Annotated in this window: 14 protein-coding genes; 9 read left to right on the top strand and 5 right to left on the bottom strand. The window is 70.8% G+C overall.

The window, feature by feature from the left end; genetic code table 11:
• Positions 1-237: 237 nt before the first annotated feature.
• Complete coding sequence (locus tag ACFVW8_RS35095) at positions 238-624, top strand: hypothetical protein (protein ID WP_389697341.1); 387 nt, start codon at positions 238-240, stop codon at positions 622-624.
• Between the two features lie 71 nt (positions 625-695).
• Here the strand turns inward: ACFVW8_RS35095 and ACFVW8_RS35090 are convergent, their stop codons facing one another.
• The gene (locus ACFVW8_RS35090; protein WP_389697339.1) at positions 696-1,370 is read right to left on the bottom strand and encodes a FadR/GntR family transcriptional regulator; all 675 of its coding nucleotides are present in this window, start codon (positions 1,368-1,370) and stop codon (positions 696-698) included.
• Positions 1,371-1,502: 132 nt separating this feature from the next.
• On the opposite strand from ACFVW8_RS35090, the gene ACFVW8_RS35085 reads away from it, so the two are divergent.
• The 4 genes from ACFVW8_RS35085 to ACFVW8_RS35070 all read left to right on the top strand — a co-directional run bounded on the left by ACFVW8_RS35085 (position 1,503) and on the right by ACFVW8_RS35070 (position 3,884).
• Positions 1,503-2,789, top strand: coding sequence for a CynX/NimT family MFS transporter (locus ACFVW8_RS35085; protein ID WP_389697337.1), 1,287 nt, complete (start codon positions 1,503-1,505; stop codon positions 2,787-2,789).
• Positions 2,790-2,815: 26 nt separating this feature from the next.
• A complete protein-coding gene (locus ACFVW8_RS35080) occupies positions 2,816-2,926 on the top strand; it encodes an SGM_5486 family transporter-associated protein (protein ID WP_389697343.1) in 111 nt (36 codons plus the stop codon).
• 158 nt (positions 2,927-3,084) lie between these two features.
• Entirely contained in the window at positions 3,085-3,291 is a 207-nt protein-coding gene (locus ACFVW8_RS35075) for a hypothetical protein (RefSeq protein ID WP_389697335.1), read from the top strand.
• A gap of 74 nt (positions 3,292-3,365) precedes the next feature.
• Complete coding sequence (locus ACFVW8_RS35070) at positions 3,366-3,884, top strand: SixA phosphatase family protein (protein ID WP_389697333.1); 519 nt, start codon at positions 3,366-3,368, stop codon at positions 3,882-3,884.
• A 140-nt stretch (positions 3,885-4,024) separates the two neighbouring features.
• Here ACFVW8_RS35070 and serB read toward each other — a convergent pair whose 3' ends face one another.
• Entirely contained in the window at positions 4,025-5,281 is a 1,257-nt protein-coding gene (gene serB / locus ACFVW8_RS35065; RefSeq protein WP_389697331.1) for a phosphoserine phosphatase SerB, read from the bottom strand.
• 286 nt (positions 5,282-5,567) lie between these two features.
• Between serB and ACFVW8_RS35060 the strand changes: the two genes are divergently transcribed.
• Entirely contained in the window at positions 5,568-8,183 is a 2,616-nt protein-coding gene (locus ACFVW8_RS35060) for an FHA domain-containing protein (RefSeq protein WP_389697329.1), read from the top strand.
• An 84-nt stretch (positions 8,184-8,267) separates the two neighbouring features.
• Here ACFVW8_RS35060 and ACFVW8_RS35055 read toward each other — a convergent pair whose 3' ends face one another.
• The 3 genes from ACFVW8_RS35055 to ACFVW8_RS35045 form a co-directional block, all read right to left on the bottom strand.
• Positions 8,268-9,008 (bottom strand): transglycosylase SLT domain-containing protein, encoded by a 741-nt coding sequence (locus ACFVW8_RS35055; RefSeq protein ID WP_389697327.1) that lies wholly within the window; start codon positions 9,006-9,008, stop codon positions 8,268-8,270.
• Positions 9,009-9,309: 301 nt separating this feature from the next.
• Positions 9,310-10,434 (bottom strand): S-adenosylmethionine:tRNA ribosyltransferase-isomerase, encoded by a 1,125-nt coding sequence (locus tag ACFVW8_RS35050; protein ID WP_389697325.1) that lies wholly within the window; start codon positions 10,432-10,434, stop codon positions 9,310-9,312.
• A complete protein-coding gene (locus ACFVW8_RS35045) occupies positions 10,431-11,159 on the bottom strand; it encodes an SDR family NAD(P)-dependent oxidoreductase (RefSeq protein ID WP_389697323.1) in 729 nt (242 codons plus the stop codon). The genes ACFVW8_RS35050 and ACFVW8_RS35045 overlap by 4 nt, the downstream gene beginning before the upstream one ends.
• Positions 11,160-11,382: 223 nt before the next feature.
• Here ACFVW8_RS35045 and ACFVW8_RS35040 point away from each other — a divergent pair, with 223 nt between their 5' ends.
• From ACFVW8_RS35040 to ACFVW8_RS35030, 3 genes are all read left to right on the top strand, one after another.
• On the top strand, positions 11,383-12,528 hold the full coding sequence (locus tag ACFVW8_RS35040) for a GAF domain-containing sensor histidine kinase (protein ID WP_389697321.1): 1,146 nt from the start codon (positions 11,383-11,385) through the stop codon (positions 12,526-12,528).
• Positions 12,521-13,165 (top strand): response regulator, encoded by a 645-nt coding sequence (locus ACFVW8_RS35035; RefSeq protein ID WP_389697319.1) that lies wholly within the window; start codon positions 12,521-12,523, stop codon positions 13,163-13,165. The genes ACFVW8_RS35040 and ACFVW8_RS35035 overlap by 8 nt, the downstream gene beginning before the upstream one ends.
• A gap of 112 nt (positions 13,166-13,277) precedes the next feature.
• Positions 13,278-13,529, top strand: coding sequence for a chaplin family protein (locus ACFVW8_RS35030; RefSeq protein WP_389697317.1), 252 nt, complete (start codon positions 13,278-13,280; stop codon positions 13,527-13,529).
• Positions 13,530-13,637: the final 108 nt, after the last annotated feature.

The following is a 13,637-nucleotide window of genomic DNA, read 5'->3' as shown; positions in this document are numbered from 1 at the left end:
CACCACCCCCACTTCCGCGGCCCGCTTCTTTTTTTAAACCCCCCGTGGGCGCCAACTGTTGGGGCCCCCCCCCCCCACCCCATTGGTCACCGGGCGGTGCGCCCCCCCCCCGCCGCCGCCCCACGGCCGTTTTCCGTGCCCCGCACGGCCTCCCGGCGCTCAGGTCGAAAAGCTGGTCGATCCACCGCAGAATGTGGAGGAACCGGACTCTGGTCAGGCTGAGGGGAGGAGATCGTTGTGCGTGGCACACATCGCCGAACCCGGTCGCTGCTGGCGGCCTCCGCGGTCGTCGCCGGACTTCTCGTCCCGGTCGGCCTCTACGCCGCCGGGCACGTCGGGGCCGCGGGTGCGGCCGCACCCGCCGCGCCCGACCCCGAACCCTCCGGCGCCGAATGCCGTACGGCGGTCCAGGGCTCCCGGGTCGTCGCCTACTGCCACAACCCGTACCCGTCCGCCGACCGCGTGCAGCTGCACACCGAGTGCGCCCGCTGGTGGGACGTCGACACGGACTCGGCGCCGGTCGGCGTGGGTCCGGGGCGGACCGTACGGCTGGACGACCGCTGCTGGAAAGAGGTCGGCTCCGCCTGGGTCACCCACGCCGACGAGAACCGCACGGCTTCCTGAGGACTGCCGCTGCCCGGAGCGTGTCGCCTGCAGCGCTCTGTCCGGCGGTCACGTCCCACCGGACCAGGCCCTCAGACCCGGTCCACCAGGCAGCTGAGCGCGTGGCTCGCGGCCTCGGCCGCGGCTGTCTCGGCGTCACCGGCCCGGATCGCCTCGACCAGCCGTCCGTGGTCCATGTGGTTCTCCGGCCGCAGCTCATGACCCACGTCGACCCGCAGGTAGTCCCGCAGGAGATCGCCCAGGTCGGCGTAGAGCCCGGTCAGCACCTCGTTGTGGGAGGCGGCGACCACGGCCAGGTGCAGCGTCGCGTCCGCCGCCACGAAGGCCTCGGCGTCCCCCGTGGCCCAGGCCTCCTCCCGCCGCCGCATGAGGGCGTCCAGCTGCTTCAGATCCCGGTCGGTGCGCCGGGCGGCGGCCAGGCGCGCCGCCGACGACTCCAGCGTCGAGCGCAGCTCGGCGATGTGGCGCGGATCGGCGGACGCGAACCGGCGGTGCATCACCCCGGCCAGCTCGCTGGTGGCGACCACATAGGTGCCCGAGCCCTGCCGGATGTCGAGCAGACCGTTGTGCGCGAGCGCCCGCACCGCCTCGCGGACGGTGTTACGGGCCACCCCCAGCTGCTCGACCAGTTCGGGTTCGGTGGGGATGCGCGAACCCACGGGCCACTCGCCCGAGGTGATCTGGTTCCGCAGCTGGGCAATCACCTGGTCGGCGAGTGCCGAACGCCGCGGGGACGTCAGCGCCATGGTGCTCCTTGCTCGGGTGTCCGGAGGCGGGGGTCGTCCCGCCGTGCCCGGGAGGTGTCCGAAGGTATCCGAAGGTTCTCGGGGAATCCGGGGAATGGACAATCAATCATCCCATGATTCTATGATGGCCCCATGCTTGACGACGAAACCCCTCCCCAGACCCCGACCGGGACGCTGAGTCCCGCCACCCCGCCGGTCCCCGACACCGACGTACCCACCCCGCCGGCCGGGCCCGCGCCGTGGCTGTTCCGCCTGGTCGTCGTCGGGCTCGTCCTCACCGCACTCAACCTGCGCCCCGCCATCACCAGCCTCGGCGCCCTCCTCGAAGAGGTGCGCGACGGGCTGCACATGAGCGGCAGCGTCGCGGGCGTACTCACCTCCGTACCGCCGCTCTGCTTCGCGGTCTTCGGCATCATGGCGCCGCGCCTCGCCCGCCGCTTCGGCCCCGGAGCCGTCGTCTGCGCGGGCATGGTCGCCGTCACCGCGGGGCTGGTGATCAGGCCCCTCATCGGCGGCACGGCCGGATTCCTCGCCGCCAGCGCGCTCGCCCTGATGGGCATCGCCGTCAGCAACGTCCTGATGCCGGTGATCGTCAAGCGCTGGTTCCCGGACCGGGTCGGCTCCATGACCGGCCTCTACTCCATGGCGCTGGCCCTCGGCACCTCACTCGCCGCCGCCGTGACCGTGCCCATGACCAAGGCGATGGGCGGCAGTTGGAAGGCCGGGCTCGGCATCTGGGCCGTGCTCGCCGTCGTCGCGATCCTGCCCTGGATCCCACTGGTGCGGGAGCGCGGCAGCGCCCCCGGACAGCCCGCGGCCCAGCAGCCGCAGGCCCCGGCGCTCAGGATCACCCGCAGCCGTACCGCCTGGGGCCTCGCCTGCTTCTTCGGCCTCCAGGCCACCGCCGCGTACATCACCATGGGATGGATGCCGCAGATCTTCCGCGACGCCGGGGTCTCCGCCGGCACCGCGGGCGTCCTGCTCGCCGTCACCATGGCGATGGGCGTCCCGCTCGCCTTCGTCATCCCCCGGGTCGCCGCCCGGATGAAGAACCAGGGCCCGATCGTCGTCTTCCTCGCCACCTGCGGCCTCATCGGCTACGCGGGCCTCTACCTGGCACCCTCCGGCGGCGCCTGGGCCTGGGCGCTGCTCCTGGGCATTTCGAACTGTGCCTTCCCGCTGGCCCTCACGATGATCGGGATGCGTGCCCGCAGCGGCGCGGGAGTCGTGCGGCTGTCCGCGTTCGCCCAGTCCACCGGCTATCTGATCTCGATCCCCGGGCCCCTCCTCGTCGGCGTGCTCTACCAGCACAGCGGCGGCTGGGGGCTTCCGATCGCGCTGATGGCCGCCCTGATGGTGCCGCAGATCGTCGCGGGCATCCTGGCCGGCCGGGACCGGACGATCGAGGACGAATGCTGAGATGCGAGACTGTGCGCATGTCTCCTGTGCTCGATCCGAATCCCCAGAACGGTCAGAAGAAGCTGCTGCTCGTCCTCGGGGCGATGCTGCTGATCTCGGTCGTCATCGGCGTCATCGCCACCCTCGCCTCTCCCTGACCGGCTCCGCCCGGCGTCGGCGGGCCGGTGGTGGGGCTAGCCCCACCATCCCCTAGGGGGCCAGGGTCAGGGTGAAGTGGGTGGGTCACCGGATGGGCCGCATGCCCCCGGTTCCGTAGGTTTTCAGGTACCAGACCCGATGACCCACGGAGGCGGACATGTCGGCCCGTACGCACACCCGGTCCACCCGCCCGGATGCGGGCGGTGTCGAGGTCCGGCTGCCGTGGTGGGCCGTCGCACTGCCCGCCGTCGCCTTCGGTGCGCTGTTGCTGCTGATCGCCGGACCGGGGCAGGCGCACGCGGCCACGGGCGATCCTGCGGTCGGCCGGTTGCTGGAGCGAATCGTGGACCTGCTGCCCCGCTGACACCCGCCGCCGGTGGTGAGGAAGCCCTCCAACACCCTGCGCCACATGGCACATTTCGTGCGAAGCTGAGGTGTATGAGCGTCGATACACCTCGCAGGATCGTCCTTCTCAGGCATGCAAAGGCGGAATGGTCGCAGGACTCCGACCATGAGCGGCCGCTCGCGGAGCGCGGCCGTATGGAGGCCCCGGTGGCGGGCCGCAAACTCGCCGATTCCGGGATCGCCTTCGACCTGGCCCTCTGCTCCACCGCCGCCAGGACGCGCGAGACATGGAAGCTGGCCGTGCACGAGATGCCGGAGCGACCCAGGACCGTGTACGAGGAGCGGTTGTACGAGGCCTCGCTCGGCGAGCTGATCGCTCTGGTCAACGAGACCCCCGACGAGGTCCGCGATCTGCTGGTGATCGGCCACAACCCCGGCATGCACGCACTCGCCGACGCCCTCTCGGACGGGGCGGAGGGAGACGCCCTGGCCCGGATGACCCGCGGCGGCTTCCCGACCGCGGCGTTCGCCGTCGTCGAGCTCCCCGGCACCTGGAAGAGCGTGGAGCACGGCGTCGGCAAGCTCACCGAGTACTGGACGCCCAACGACTGACCACGGCCCACCACGACGGCCCACCGGCTCATGGAGAGGCCCCGGCGCGCACGCCACAGCTTGCGCACCGGGGCCCTCCGTGCTTCCGGGGCCGTTCCGGGTGACAGCCCGGGGCTTGTTCCGGGCCGAGGACCGGCGGCCTACTCGACGAGGCCGTCGGCGGCCTCGACCTCCTCGCGGGTGATGCCGAGCAGATAGAGCACCGTGTCCAGGAACGGGACGTTCACCGCCGTGTGAGCCGCCCTGCGGACCACCGGCTTGGCGTTGAAGGCGACACCGAGCCCCGCGGTGTTCAGCATGTCCAGGTCGTTCGCCCCGTCACCGATCGCCACGGTCTGCGCCAGCGGTACACCGGCCTCCGCGGCGAAGCTGCGCAGCAGCCGTGCCTTGCCTGCCCGGTCGACGATGTCCCCGGTCACCCGGCCGGTGAGCTTCCCGTCGACGACCTCCAGCGTGTTGGCAGAGGCGAAGTCGAGGCCCAGCCGCTCCTTGAGATCGTCCGTCACCTGGGTGAACCCGCCGGAGACGACGCCCACTTGGTAGCCGAGCCGCTTCAGCGTACGGATCAGGGTGCGGGCGCCGGGCGTCAGCCGCACCTCGGCGCGCACCTTCTCCACCACCGACACGTCGAGACCCGCCAGCAGCGCCACCCGCGCGTGCAGCGACTGCTCGAAGTCGAGCTCGCCGCGCATCGCCCGCTCGGTGACCGCGGCGACCTCGGCCTCGCAGCCCGCGTGGGCCGCGAAGAGCTCGATGACCTCGTCCTGGATGAGCGTCGAGTCGACGTCCATCACGACGAGCCGCTGCGCCCGGCGGCTCAGACCGGCCGAGACCACGGCCACATCGACACCGATCCCGGCTGCCTCGGTGGCCAGTGCGGTCCGCAGCGCCTCGGTCCCGGTGCCGGACACCGCGAACTCGACGGCCGTGACCGGATACTTCGCCAGCCGGAAAATCCGGTCGATGTTCCCGCCGGTCGAGGTGATCATGGCCGCTATGGCGGCGGTGGACTCCGCGGTCAGCGGGTGCCCGAGCACCGTCACATGGGAACGGCCGTCGCCGCGGGGGCGGTTGTCGCCGATGCCGGAGATGATCTCGGCCTGCAGCTTCAGCGACTCGGCCCAGCTGTGCACGGTGGCCCGCAGGTCGCCCTCGGTGGTCCCGCCCGCGGTCGGGGCGGTGACCAGAGCGCACAGGACGATCCGGCCACGGGTGACGACCTGCTCGATGTCGACCACGTCGACCGAGTAGGCGGCGAGGGTGTCGAAGAGTCCGGCGGTGATGCCGGGACGGTCCTTCCCGAAGATCTTCACGAGAAGGGTCGGTGTGTCTGTGCCCTGACATGACTCAGGGGACTCAGGAGACGGCGAGGACTGAGGTGGCTGAGATGCGCTCATGGTGCCCCCACCGTATCGGTCTCCGATGCGCCCCCGATGGCCCGTCCCGAGGGCCGGACAGCCCACCCGATATCCCCAACCGTATGGTTCGGAGCGATCCGCGAGCGTTCATGGTCAGTTGTGGCAGTAGATGACCGTTTCGACTGTGACGTTGTTGCAACAGTGCAGGTCTCGGCGTGGTCAAACCCCCGCCCGGCTTTCGTATCGGGGACTGCTCCTGGAATAGTTCCCCACGATGTTCAGCATCCCTAGACTCCCTGCGACGGGGGTAAACGGGGGACAACTAGTGGGGCGCGGAGTGCCGGAACTCGTACTGGAATTGAATGGAAGGACCTGGACGCTCGATCCGTCCAGGTCGTACACCCTCGGACGTGATCCGCAGGGCGACATGACGATCGACGACGCCAGGGTGTCGTGGCGGCACGCCACGATCAGCTGGAGTGGCCGGGGTTGGTTCATCGAGGACCACGGCAGCACCAACGGCACGTATGTGCAGGGCCAGCGGATCCAGCAGATGGAGATCGGGCCCGGCTCCACCGTGAACCTGGGCAATGCCACCGACGGGCCCCGGCTGAGTATCGGCGGGGCCGCGGCCGGCGCCGATGTGTACAGCGGGCAGGCCGCCGCGGGGGCCCAGGCCCCCGCCCAGCCGCCGCAGCAGGCCCCGCCGCAGCATCCCCAGCAGGGCGGGCCCGGGGGAGGACCCGGCTGGCCGGGACAGCAGCAGAATCCCGCCCAGCAGCCGCAGGCTTGGCAGCAGCAGCAGCAACCGCCGCAGCAGGCTCAGCCGCAGCAGGTCCAGCAGCCCCATGTTCCGCAGCAGGGCATGGGAGGGAACACACCCGGTATCGGCGGGGCCGGCGGCGCGGCGGGGGCGTCACCGGTCTACGGCGACCGCAGCCCGACCACGTTCCATCAGCTGGACCTCGGCCGGGTGATGCGCATCGGGCGTGCGCTGGAGAACGAGCTGGTCGTCTCCGACCTGCAGGTCTCCCGGAACCACGCCGAGTTCCACGCGACGCCCGACGGCCGTTTCGAGATCCGTGACCTCGGATCCCACAACGGCACGTACGTCAACGGCCAGCCGCTCTCGAAGTCCGGTTCGGCGCTCATCGGCCCGAACGACATCGTCGGCGTCGGTCACTCGACGTTCCGCCTGGTCGGCGACCGGCTCGAGGAATTCGTCGACACCGGCGAGGTCTCCTTCGCTGCCCGCCACCTCACGGTGACGGTCGACGGCGGCAAGCAGATCCTCAAGGACGTCTCGTTCGGTGTCCCGGAGAAGTCGCTCATCGGCGTCATCGGCCCGTCCGGCTCCGGAAAGTCCACCCTGCTCAAGGCGCTCACCGGCTACCGGCCCGCCGACCAGGGCGAGGTCCTCTACGACAACCGGAACCTCTACAAGCAGTTCGCCGAGCTGCGTCAGCGCATCGGTCTGGTTCCGCAGGACGACATCCTGCACAAGGAACTCACGGTCACCAAGGCCCTCAAGTACGCGGCCAAGCTCCGCTTCCCCGCGGACACCACCGAGGCCGAGCGCCAGTCCCGGATCCTGGAAGTCCTCGCCGAGCTCAAGCTCGACATCCACAAGGCCAAGAAGGTCACCTCGCTCTCCGGCGGCCAGCGCAAGCGGGTCTCGGTGGCGCTGGAGCTGCTCACCAAGCCGTCGCTGATCTTCCTGGACGAGCCGACCTCCGGCCTCGACCCGGGCATGGACCGCGATGTCATGCAGCTGCTGCGCGGTCTGGCCGACGACGGCCGTACGGTCCTCGTCGTCACGCACTCGGTCGCCGAGCTGGCCATCTGCGACAAACTCCTGGTGATGGCGCCCGGCGGTGCCGTCGCCTACTTCGGTCCGCCGGAGGAGGCGCTCAACTTCTTCGGCTACAGCACCTGGGCCGATGTCTTCTCCGCGTTCGAGAACTACCGCGACTACGACTGGGCGGGCCGCTGGCGCGGTTCGCAGCACTACCAGATGTACGCCGCGGACATCGACGCCGTCGCCGCACAGTCCGTACACATGCCGCCGCCGCAGCAGATGCGCCCGCCGAAGCCGCAGGGCTGGGGAGCGCAGCTGTGGACGCTGATGCGCCGCTATCTGTCGGTGATCGCGTCCGACAGGGGCTTCATGGGGCTGATGGTGATCCTGCCCGCGGTGCTCGGCATCGTCAGCGTGGTCATTCCGGCGGACTTCGGGCTCGGCCCGCCCAAGCCGCCGTCCCGGTTCAACGGGGACGCCGGCACGATCATGCTGATCCTCGTGATCGGGATGACCTTCTCGGGTGCGGCCAACTCCGTACGTGAGCTGATCAAGGAACGGGTGATCTACGAACGGGAACGGGCCACCGGCCTCTCCCGCTCCGCGTATCTGATGTCCAAGGTGATCGTGCTCGGCCTGATCACGGCCGTCCAGGGCGTCATCATCTGCGGTATCGGCTTCGCCACCCGGGACCTGCCGGCCGAGGGCCTGATCATGCCGCCGGCCGTCGAGCTCTGTGTGACGGTCATCGTGCTCGGCTTCACCTCGATGATGTTCGGCCTGGTCATCTCCTCGCTGGTGAAGACCTCCGAGAAGACGATGCCGCTGCTGGTCATGTTCGCGATCGTCCAGGTCGTCTTCACCGGCATCCTCTTCCAGGTCTACGGATCGCCGGGCCTGGAGCAGTTCGCCTGGCTGATGCCGTCCCGCTGGGCCATCGCGGGCGCGGGCTCGACGCTGGACCTCGCCCACCTCATGCCGCCGTGGGACGCGAAGAACCCCACGGACCTGGACCCGCTGTGGGAGCACACGGCCGGCCAGTGGGGGATCAACATCGCGGTGCTGCTGTTCCTCGGTGTGATCTGCGGATTCGCGGTCGCGCGACTGCTGCGCCGCCACGAGCCCGAGGTGATGCGCAAGTAGCGGGCCCGGTTCACGCCGGAGGGCGGCACCCCGTGCGGGGTGCCGCCCTTTCGCGTCGAGTCGTCGGCGTACGGATCAGACGGATCAGTACGCGCTGTCGACGTTGTCGATCGAGCCGTACTTGTCGGCGGCGTAGTTGGCCGACGCGGTGATGTTGGCGACCGGGTCGTACTGGTCGTGGGGGGTACCGCCGACGTGGTAGGCGTCGAAGGTCGGCTTGATGATCTGGAGCAGACCCTTCGACGGGACACCGTTGACGGCGTTGACGTCCCAGTCGTTGATGGCCTTCGGGTTGCCGCTGGACTCACGGATGATGTTGCGGTGCAGCCCGTCGTACGTTCCCGGGATGCCCTTGGACTTCATGATGGCCAGGGACTCCTTGATCCAGCCGTCCAGGTTGTTCGAGAAGGCCGGGGTGCGGGACTCGGAACGGCTGGCGGCCTGGTGGCCGCGCTTGGCGGCGGCCTTCTTGGCCTTGGCCTTCTTCGCCTTCTTGGCCTTCGCCTTCGAGACGGCCTCGGCCTTCTCCTTCACGGCGTGTGCCTTCTTGGCCTTCGCGGCGTCGGCGGCCTTCACCAGCTGCTCGGCGGTGGAGTGCTGCTCGATGAGGCTGGACTGGATGGTCTTGGCCTGCGGAGCACCGGCGGCCGACGTGAAGACGACGGGGGCGGCGGAAATGGCCTGCGGCTCGGTCTCGGCATCGGCGTTACCGGGCACGAGGGACAAGGAGAGTGCAGCGGCGGCGACGGCGGAGATGCCGGCGGCGGAGAGCTTCTGGGTCTTGTTCAGACGGCGGAGACGGCCGGAAATGCTGGACACGGACATGCAGACGTACCTCTTCGAATCGCGGAAGTCCTCACGGAGGACGAAGACGGGAGGCGACTTCGCATCTCCGTCGGGGACGAGAGCAATTCTTAGCGACAGCAAAATCCCGTGGCAAAGGTGTGACGTACGAAGCCAGGTAGTGGAGCCCCCGCTCGACCGAGGGTCGATTTGGGTGGTCATGCCCACCCAAATCGCCCTTATGGGTCAACTAGATGGCTTCGTAAGTGACGTGGGTCCTATGTGCGGCCTCACATCGGGCGGGTGGCGATCTCACCTTGCGTTGCTCAAGCAATGCGGAGTGTTAGCTTCCGGTTGGGTGACCGGGCCGGAAGGGAGCCCGGGGGCCCTCTCCCGGGAGCAGCAGGTGGACATCCCCGAACTCGTGCCAGAGATAGCGGTGGCTCAGCGCCTCGCCGTATCCCCGGCTCAGCGCCGCACCGCCGGCAATCGCCTCCAGCATCAGCAGGTGCGAGGCCTCCGGCTCGTGCAGCCCGGTCAGCAGCCCGTCCACCACCCGCACGCCCCGCTGCGGCGTCACCACCAGATCCGTCCAGCCGACGGCCGGACGCACCACCGCGTCAGGCCCGGCGGACGACTCCAGGGCACGCACCGCCGTCGTCCCCACCGCGATCACCCGCCCACCGCCCGCCCGCGCCGCGTTCACCAGCCACGCCGTCGTCACCGGCACCTCGAAGCGCTCCGGGTAGGGCGGCTCGTGCGCCTCGGCCGACGCCACCCCCGTGTGCAGCGTGAGCGGGGCGAACTGCACACCGCGGCTCACCAGGGCCGCCACCAGGCCCGCGGTGAAGGGCCGCGCCGCGCTCGGCATCTCCGCCGAACCGCTCCCGTCCGCGGTGGGCAGCGCGAACACCGTCTGATAGGCGGAGAGCGGCTGGTCCCGCTCCGTGTACCCGTAACGGATCGGCCGTCCGTAACGCCGCAGCAGCTCCGGCACATCGACCGTGGGCCCAGGGCCTGCCCGGTGGATCAGAGGCGGACAGGCCCTGGCCCACCACAGCCGGGACCCGGCGCCCGCCAGCGGCTCCTCCAGCACCAGCCGCGAGCCGCCCGGCAGCCGGACGGCCGCCCCCGCGGGCCCCCCGGGGCGCGGCGCCGTCGCCCCGGCCCCGTCCGGCCGCCGCAGCTCCACTGCCCAGCGCCCGTCCTCGCCCCGGGTCGAGAAGTGCACCACCACCCGGTCACCGCCCACCCGCCCGTTCACCGCCGCGGCCAGCGTCGGGGACGTGTTCACCACCAGCACGTCACCCGCCCGCAGCTGCCCCGGCAACTCCCGGAACGCGTGGTGGGACACCTCCTGCCCCCGCGACACCAGCAGCCGTACGTCATCTCTCCCCGCACCCCGCTGCTCGGCCGGCACCCGCGCCGACAGCTCGGCCGGCACCCGCAACGCGTCGAGCGCGGTCACCGCTCCTCCCCGGCCCCGGTGCCCGGCGCGGCCGCCCGCAGCAGCGACGGCGCGGCATAGCGGCCGCTCGCCGGCCGCCGGTCGAGCAGCCACAGGAACGCGGGCACCACGCTCTCCGGCACGGGCCGGGGATCGTCGTCGTCCGGCACGGCCGCCGCGTAGAGCGCGGTCTGCATGTCACCCGGATCGACGGCCCACACACGCAGCTCCGGCTCCTCCACCGCCAGCACCGCGGCCAGCTGGTCGAGCGCCGCCTTCGACGCCCCGTAGCCGCCCCAGGCCGGATAGGCCTCCGCCGCAGCATCCGAACTCAGCGTCACGACCGCGCCCGCCGCCGCGGACCGCAGCAGCGGCAGCGTCTCCTGCACCAGACCCAGCGCCGCCACCACATTGGTCTCCAGTGCCTGCCGCAGTCCGTCCGCGGCCAGCGCTTCCAGCCGTACGAGGGGCTCGGCGCCCAGTGCGCTGGCATTGCTGACCAGCAGATCGAGCCCGCCCAGTCCGCGCGCCGCCCCCGCCAGCTCCGCCCGGTGCCCGGCGTCCGTCACATCACCCGCGACCGCCACCACCCGCCTCCCGTACCGGCTCCGCAGCTCCTGAGCCGTCTCCTCCAGTGCCCCGGCCGTCCTGGCGTCGAGCACCAGGTCCCAGCCCCGCGCGGCGAGCGCAGTCCCCAGCGCGCGGCCCAGCCCCCTGGAAGCGCCCGTAATCAATGCGACAGACATGTGAACCGTCCCCTTGGAATCGCGTGAGCCGGCTTGTCGAGCTGCCTTGTCGACAGGCCACGGACCGGCTCCGGACCCTTTCCAAGCTAGGAACGCCCACCCCCGCAGCGCCTCGTCCTCGGGCCGCACCCCGGGAAGGCACTTCGACCTAGGCCCAGCGCCCTAATCAGTGGCCGCCCACAGGCCGATACGGGCCCGGCGGGCCGCCGGTACGGTGAGGCCCATGACCCATCGCCCCCAGTCGGGCCTCGCAGCCGTGAGCGCCGCGCTGCTCGCCATGAGCCGGCACCTGGAAATGCGGGACGTCCTGAAGACGATCGTGGCCTCGGCCCGCGAGCTGCTCGACGCCGAGTATGCGGCGCTCGGGGTCCCCGACGACCACGGCGGCTTCGCGCAGTTCGTCGTCGACGGGGTCAGTGACGAGCAGTGGAAGGCCATCGGCCCGCTTCCCCGGCAGCACGGCATCCTCGCCGCGATGCTGCACGAGGCGAAGCCGGAGCGGCTGGCCGACGTCCGCAAGGACCCGCGCTTCGAGGGCTGGCCCGCCGCTCACCCCGACATGTCCGACTTCCTCGGCCTGCCCATCAGGGACGGCGAAGAGATCATCGGTGCCCTCTTCCTCGCCAACAAGCGCTGCCCGAAGCCCGAGGGCAGCTGCGGATTCACCGCCGGGGACGAGGAGCTGCTGGCGATCCTCGCCCAGCACGCGGCCATCGCCCTCACCAACGCCCGGCTGTACGAGCGCAGCCGCGAGCTCACCATCGCCGAGGAGCGCTCCCGCCTCGCCCACGAGCTGCACGACGCGGTCAGCCAGAAGCTGTTCTCGCTGCGGCTCACCGCCCAGGCGGCCGCCACCCTGGTGGACCGCGACCCGGCCCGCGCCAAGGGCGAGCTCCAGCAGGTCGCCGCCCTGGCCGCGGAAGCGGTGGACGAGCTGCGCGCCGCCGTCGTCGAACTCCGGCCCGCCGCACTCGACGAGGACGGACTGATCGCCACCCTCCGTACCCAGATCCAGGTCATGGACCGCGCCCACACGGCCCGGGTCACCTTCGAGGCCCTCGGGGTGAGAGCGCTGCCGGCCGCACAGGAGGAGGCGCTGCTACGGGTCTCCCAGGAGGCCCTGCACAACGCCCTGCGCCACTCGGGGGCCGGGCGCGTGGACGTCACCCTGGTACGCCGCAGCGCCGGCACGGTGCTGCGGATCACCGACGACGGCAGCGGCTTCGAACCGGCGGCCACCCGCCGGGCGGGGCGCCACCTGGGCCTGGTCTCGATGCGGGACCGCGCGAGCGGTGTCGGCGGGAAACTCACCGTTGAATCGGCGCCCGGCAAGGGCACCACGATCGAGATGGAGGTACCCGGTGGCTGACAGGATCATCAGGGTGCTGCTGGTCGACGACCACCAGGTGGTCCGTCGCGGTCTGCGTACCTTCCTGGAGATCCAGGACGACATAGAGGTTGTCGGAGAGGCCTCCGACGGAGCCGAAGGGGTGGCCAGGACCGAGGAGCTGCGTCCCGACGTGGTGCTCATGGACATCAAGATGCCGGGCACCGACGGCATAGAGGCGCTGCGCAGGCTCCGGGAGCTGGAGAACCCGGCCAAGGTGCTGATCGTCACCAGCTTCACCGAACAGCGCACGGTCGTCCCCGCCCTGCGCGCCGGCGCCTCCGGGTACGTGTACAAGGACGTCGACCCCGACGCGCTGGCCGGTGCGATCCGCTCGGTGTACGCGGGGCACGTCCTGCTCCAGCCCGAGGTGGCGGGCGCGCTGCTCGCACAGGACGAACCGGGCAGCGGTACGGGCCGGGGGAGCACCCTCACGGAACGGGAGCGGGAAGTGCTGGGCCTGATCGCCGACGGCCGATCCAACCGGGAGATCGCCCGGGCGCTGGTCCTGTCCGAGAAGACCGTCAAGACACACGTCTCGAACATCCTCATGAAGCTGGACCTGTCGGACCGTACCCAGGCGGCGCTCTGGGCCGTACGGCACGGGGCGGCAGGCTGAGATTCATACTGTCGGGTGTACGTATTTCGAACGCCGCATCCTCTCCGGCGGCGGGGCGTTCTTCATGGCGTGCTGCGGCGGCTGGCCGCAGCGACGCTAGGAGGATCCTGAAGTGAAGAACCTGAAGAAGGCTGCTGCCGTCACCATGATCGCCGGTGGCATCATCGCCGCCGGTGCCGGGGCGGCCTCGGCCACCGGTCACAGCGGTGCGGGCGCCAGCGGTGTCGCGGCCCACTCCCCGGGCGTGGCCAGCGGCAACCTCGTCCAGGTCCCGGTCCACGTGCCGGTGAACGTGGTCGGCAACACCGTCAACGTGGTCGGTCTGCTCAACCCGGCGTTCGGCAACTTCGGCCTCAACGGCTGACGCCACGCACACCTCTGCAAAGCAGCCGGGGGGTCCTAAAAGGAGGGCCGCCCCGCGGGGTGTGAGGACGCGCACCCCCCCCCACAGGGCCCCCCCGCGCTAGATGGG

It is taken from the genome of Streptomyces sp. NPDC058221 (genome assembly GCF_042882365.1).
Lineage (GTDB): Bacteria > Actinomycetota > Actinomycetes > Streptomycetales > Streptomycetaceae > Streptomyces.
This window is presented reverse-complemented; position numbering and strand designations above follow the sequence as displayed.

Excerpts from the sequence above, each read along its gene's own strand:
- ACFVW8_RS35090 (WP_389697339.1), bottom strand. The coding sequence starts at position 1,370 with ATGGCGCTGACGTCCCCGCGGCGTTCGGCACTCGCCGACCAGGTGATT.
- ACFVW8_RS35085 (WP_389697337.1), top strand. The coding sequence starts at position 1,503 with ATGCTTGACGACGAAACCCCTCCCCAGACCCCGACCGGGACGCTGAGT.
- ACFVW8_RS35075 (WP_389697335.1), top strand. The coding sequence starts at position 3,085 with ATGTCGGCCCGTACGCACACCCGGTCCACCCGCCCGGATGCGGGCGGT.
- ACFVW8_RS35070 (WP_389697333.1), top strand. The coding sequence starts at position 3,366 with ATGAGCGTCGATACACCTCGCAGGATCGTCCTTCTCAGGCATGCAAAG.
- serB (WP_389697331.1), bottom strand. The coding sequence starts at position 5,281 with ATGAGCGCATCTCAGCCACCTCAGTCCTCGCCGTCTCCTGAGTCCCCT.
- ACFVW8_RS35055 (WP_389697327.1), bottom strand. The coding sequence starts at position 9,008 with ATGTCCGTGTCCAGCATTTCCGGCCGTCTCCGCCGTCTGAACAAGACC.
- ACFVW8_RS35045 (WP_389697323.1), bottom strand. The coding sequence starts at position 11,159 with ATGTCTGTCGCATTGATTACGGGCGCTTCCAGGGGGCTGGGCCGCGCG.
- ACFVW8_RS35040 (WP_389697321.1), top strand. The coding sequence starts at position 11,383 with ATGACCCATCGCCCCCAGTCGGGCCTCGCAGCCGTGAGCGCCGCGCTG.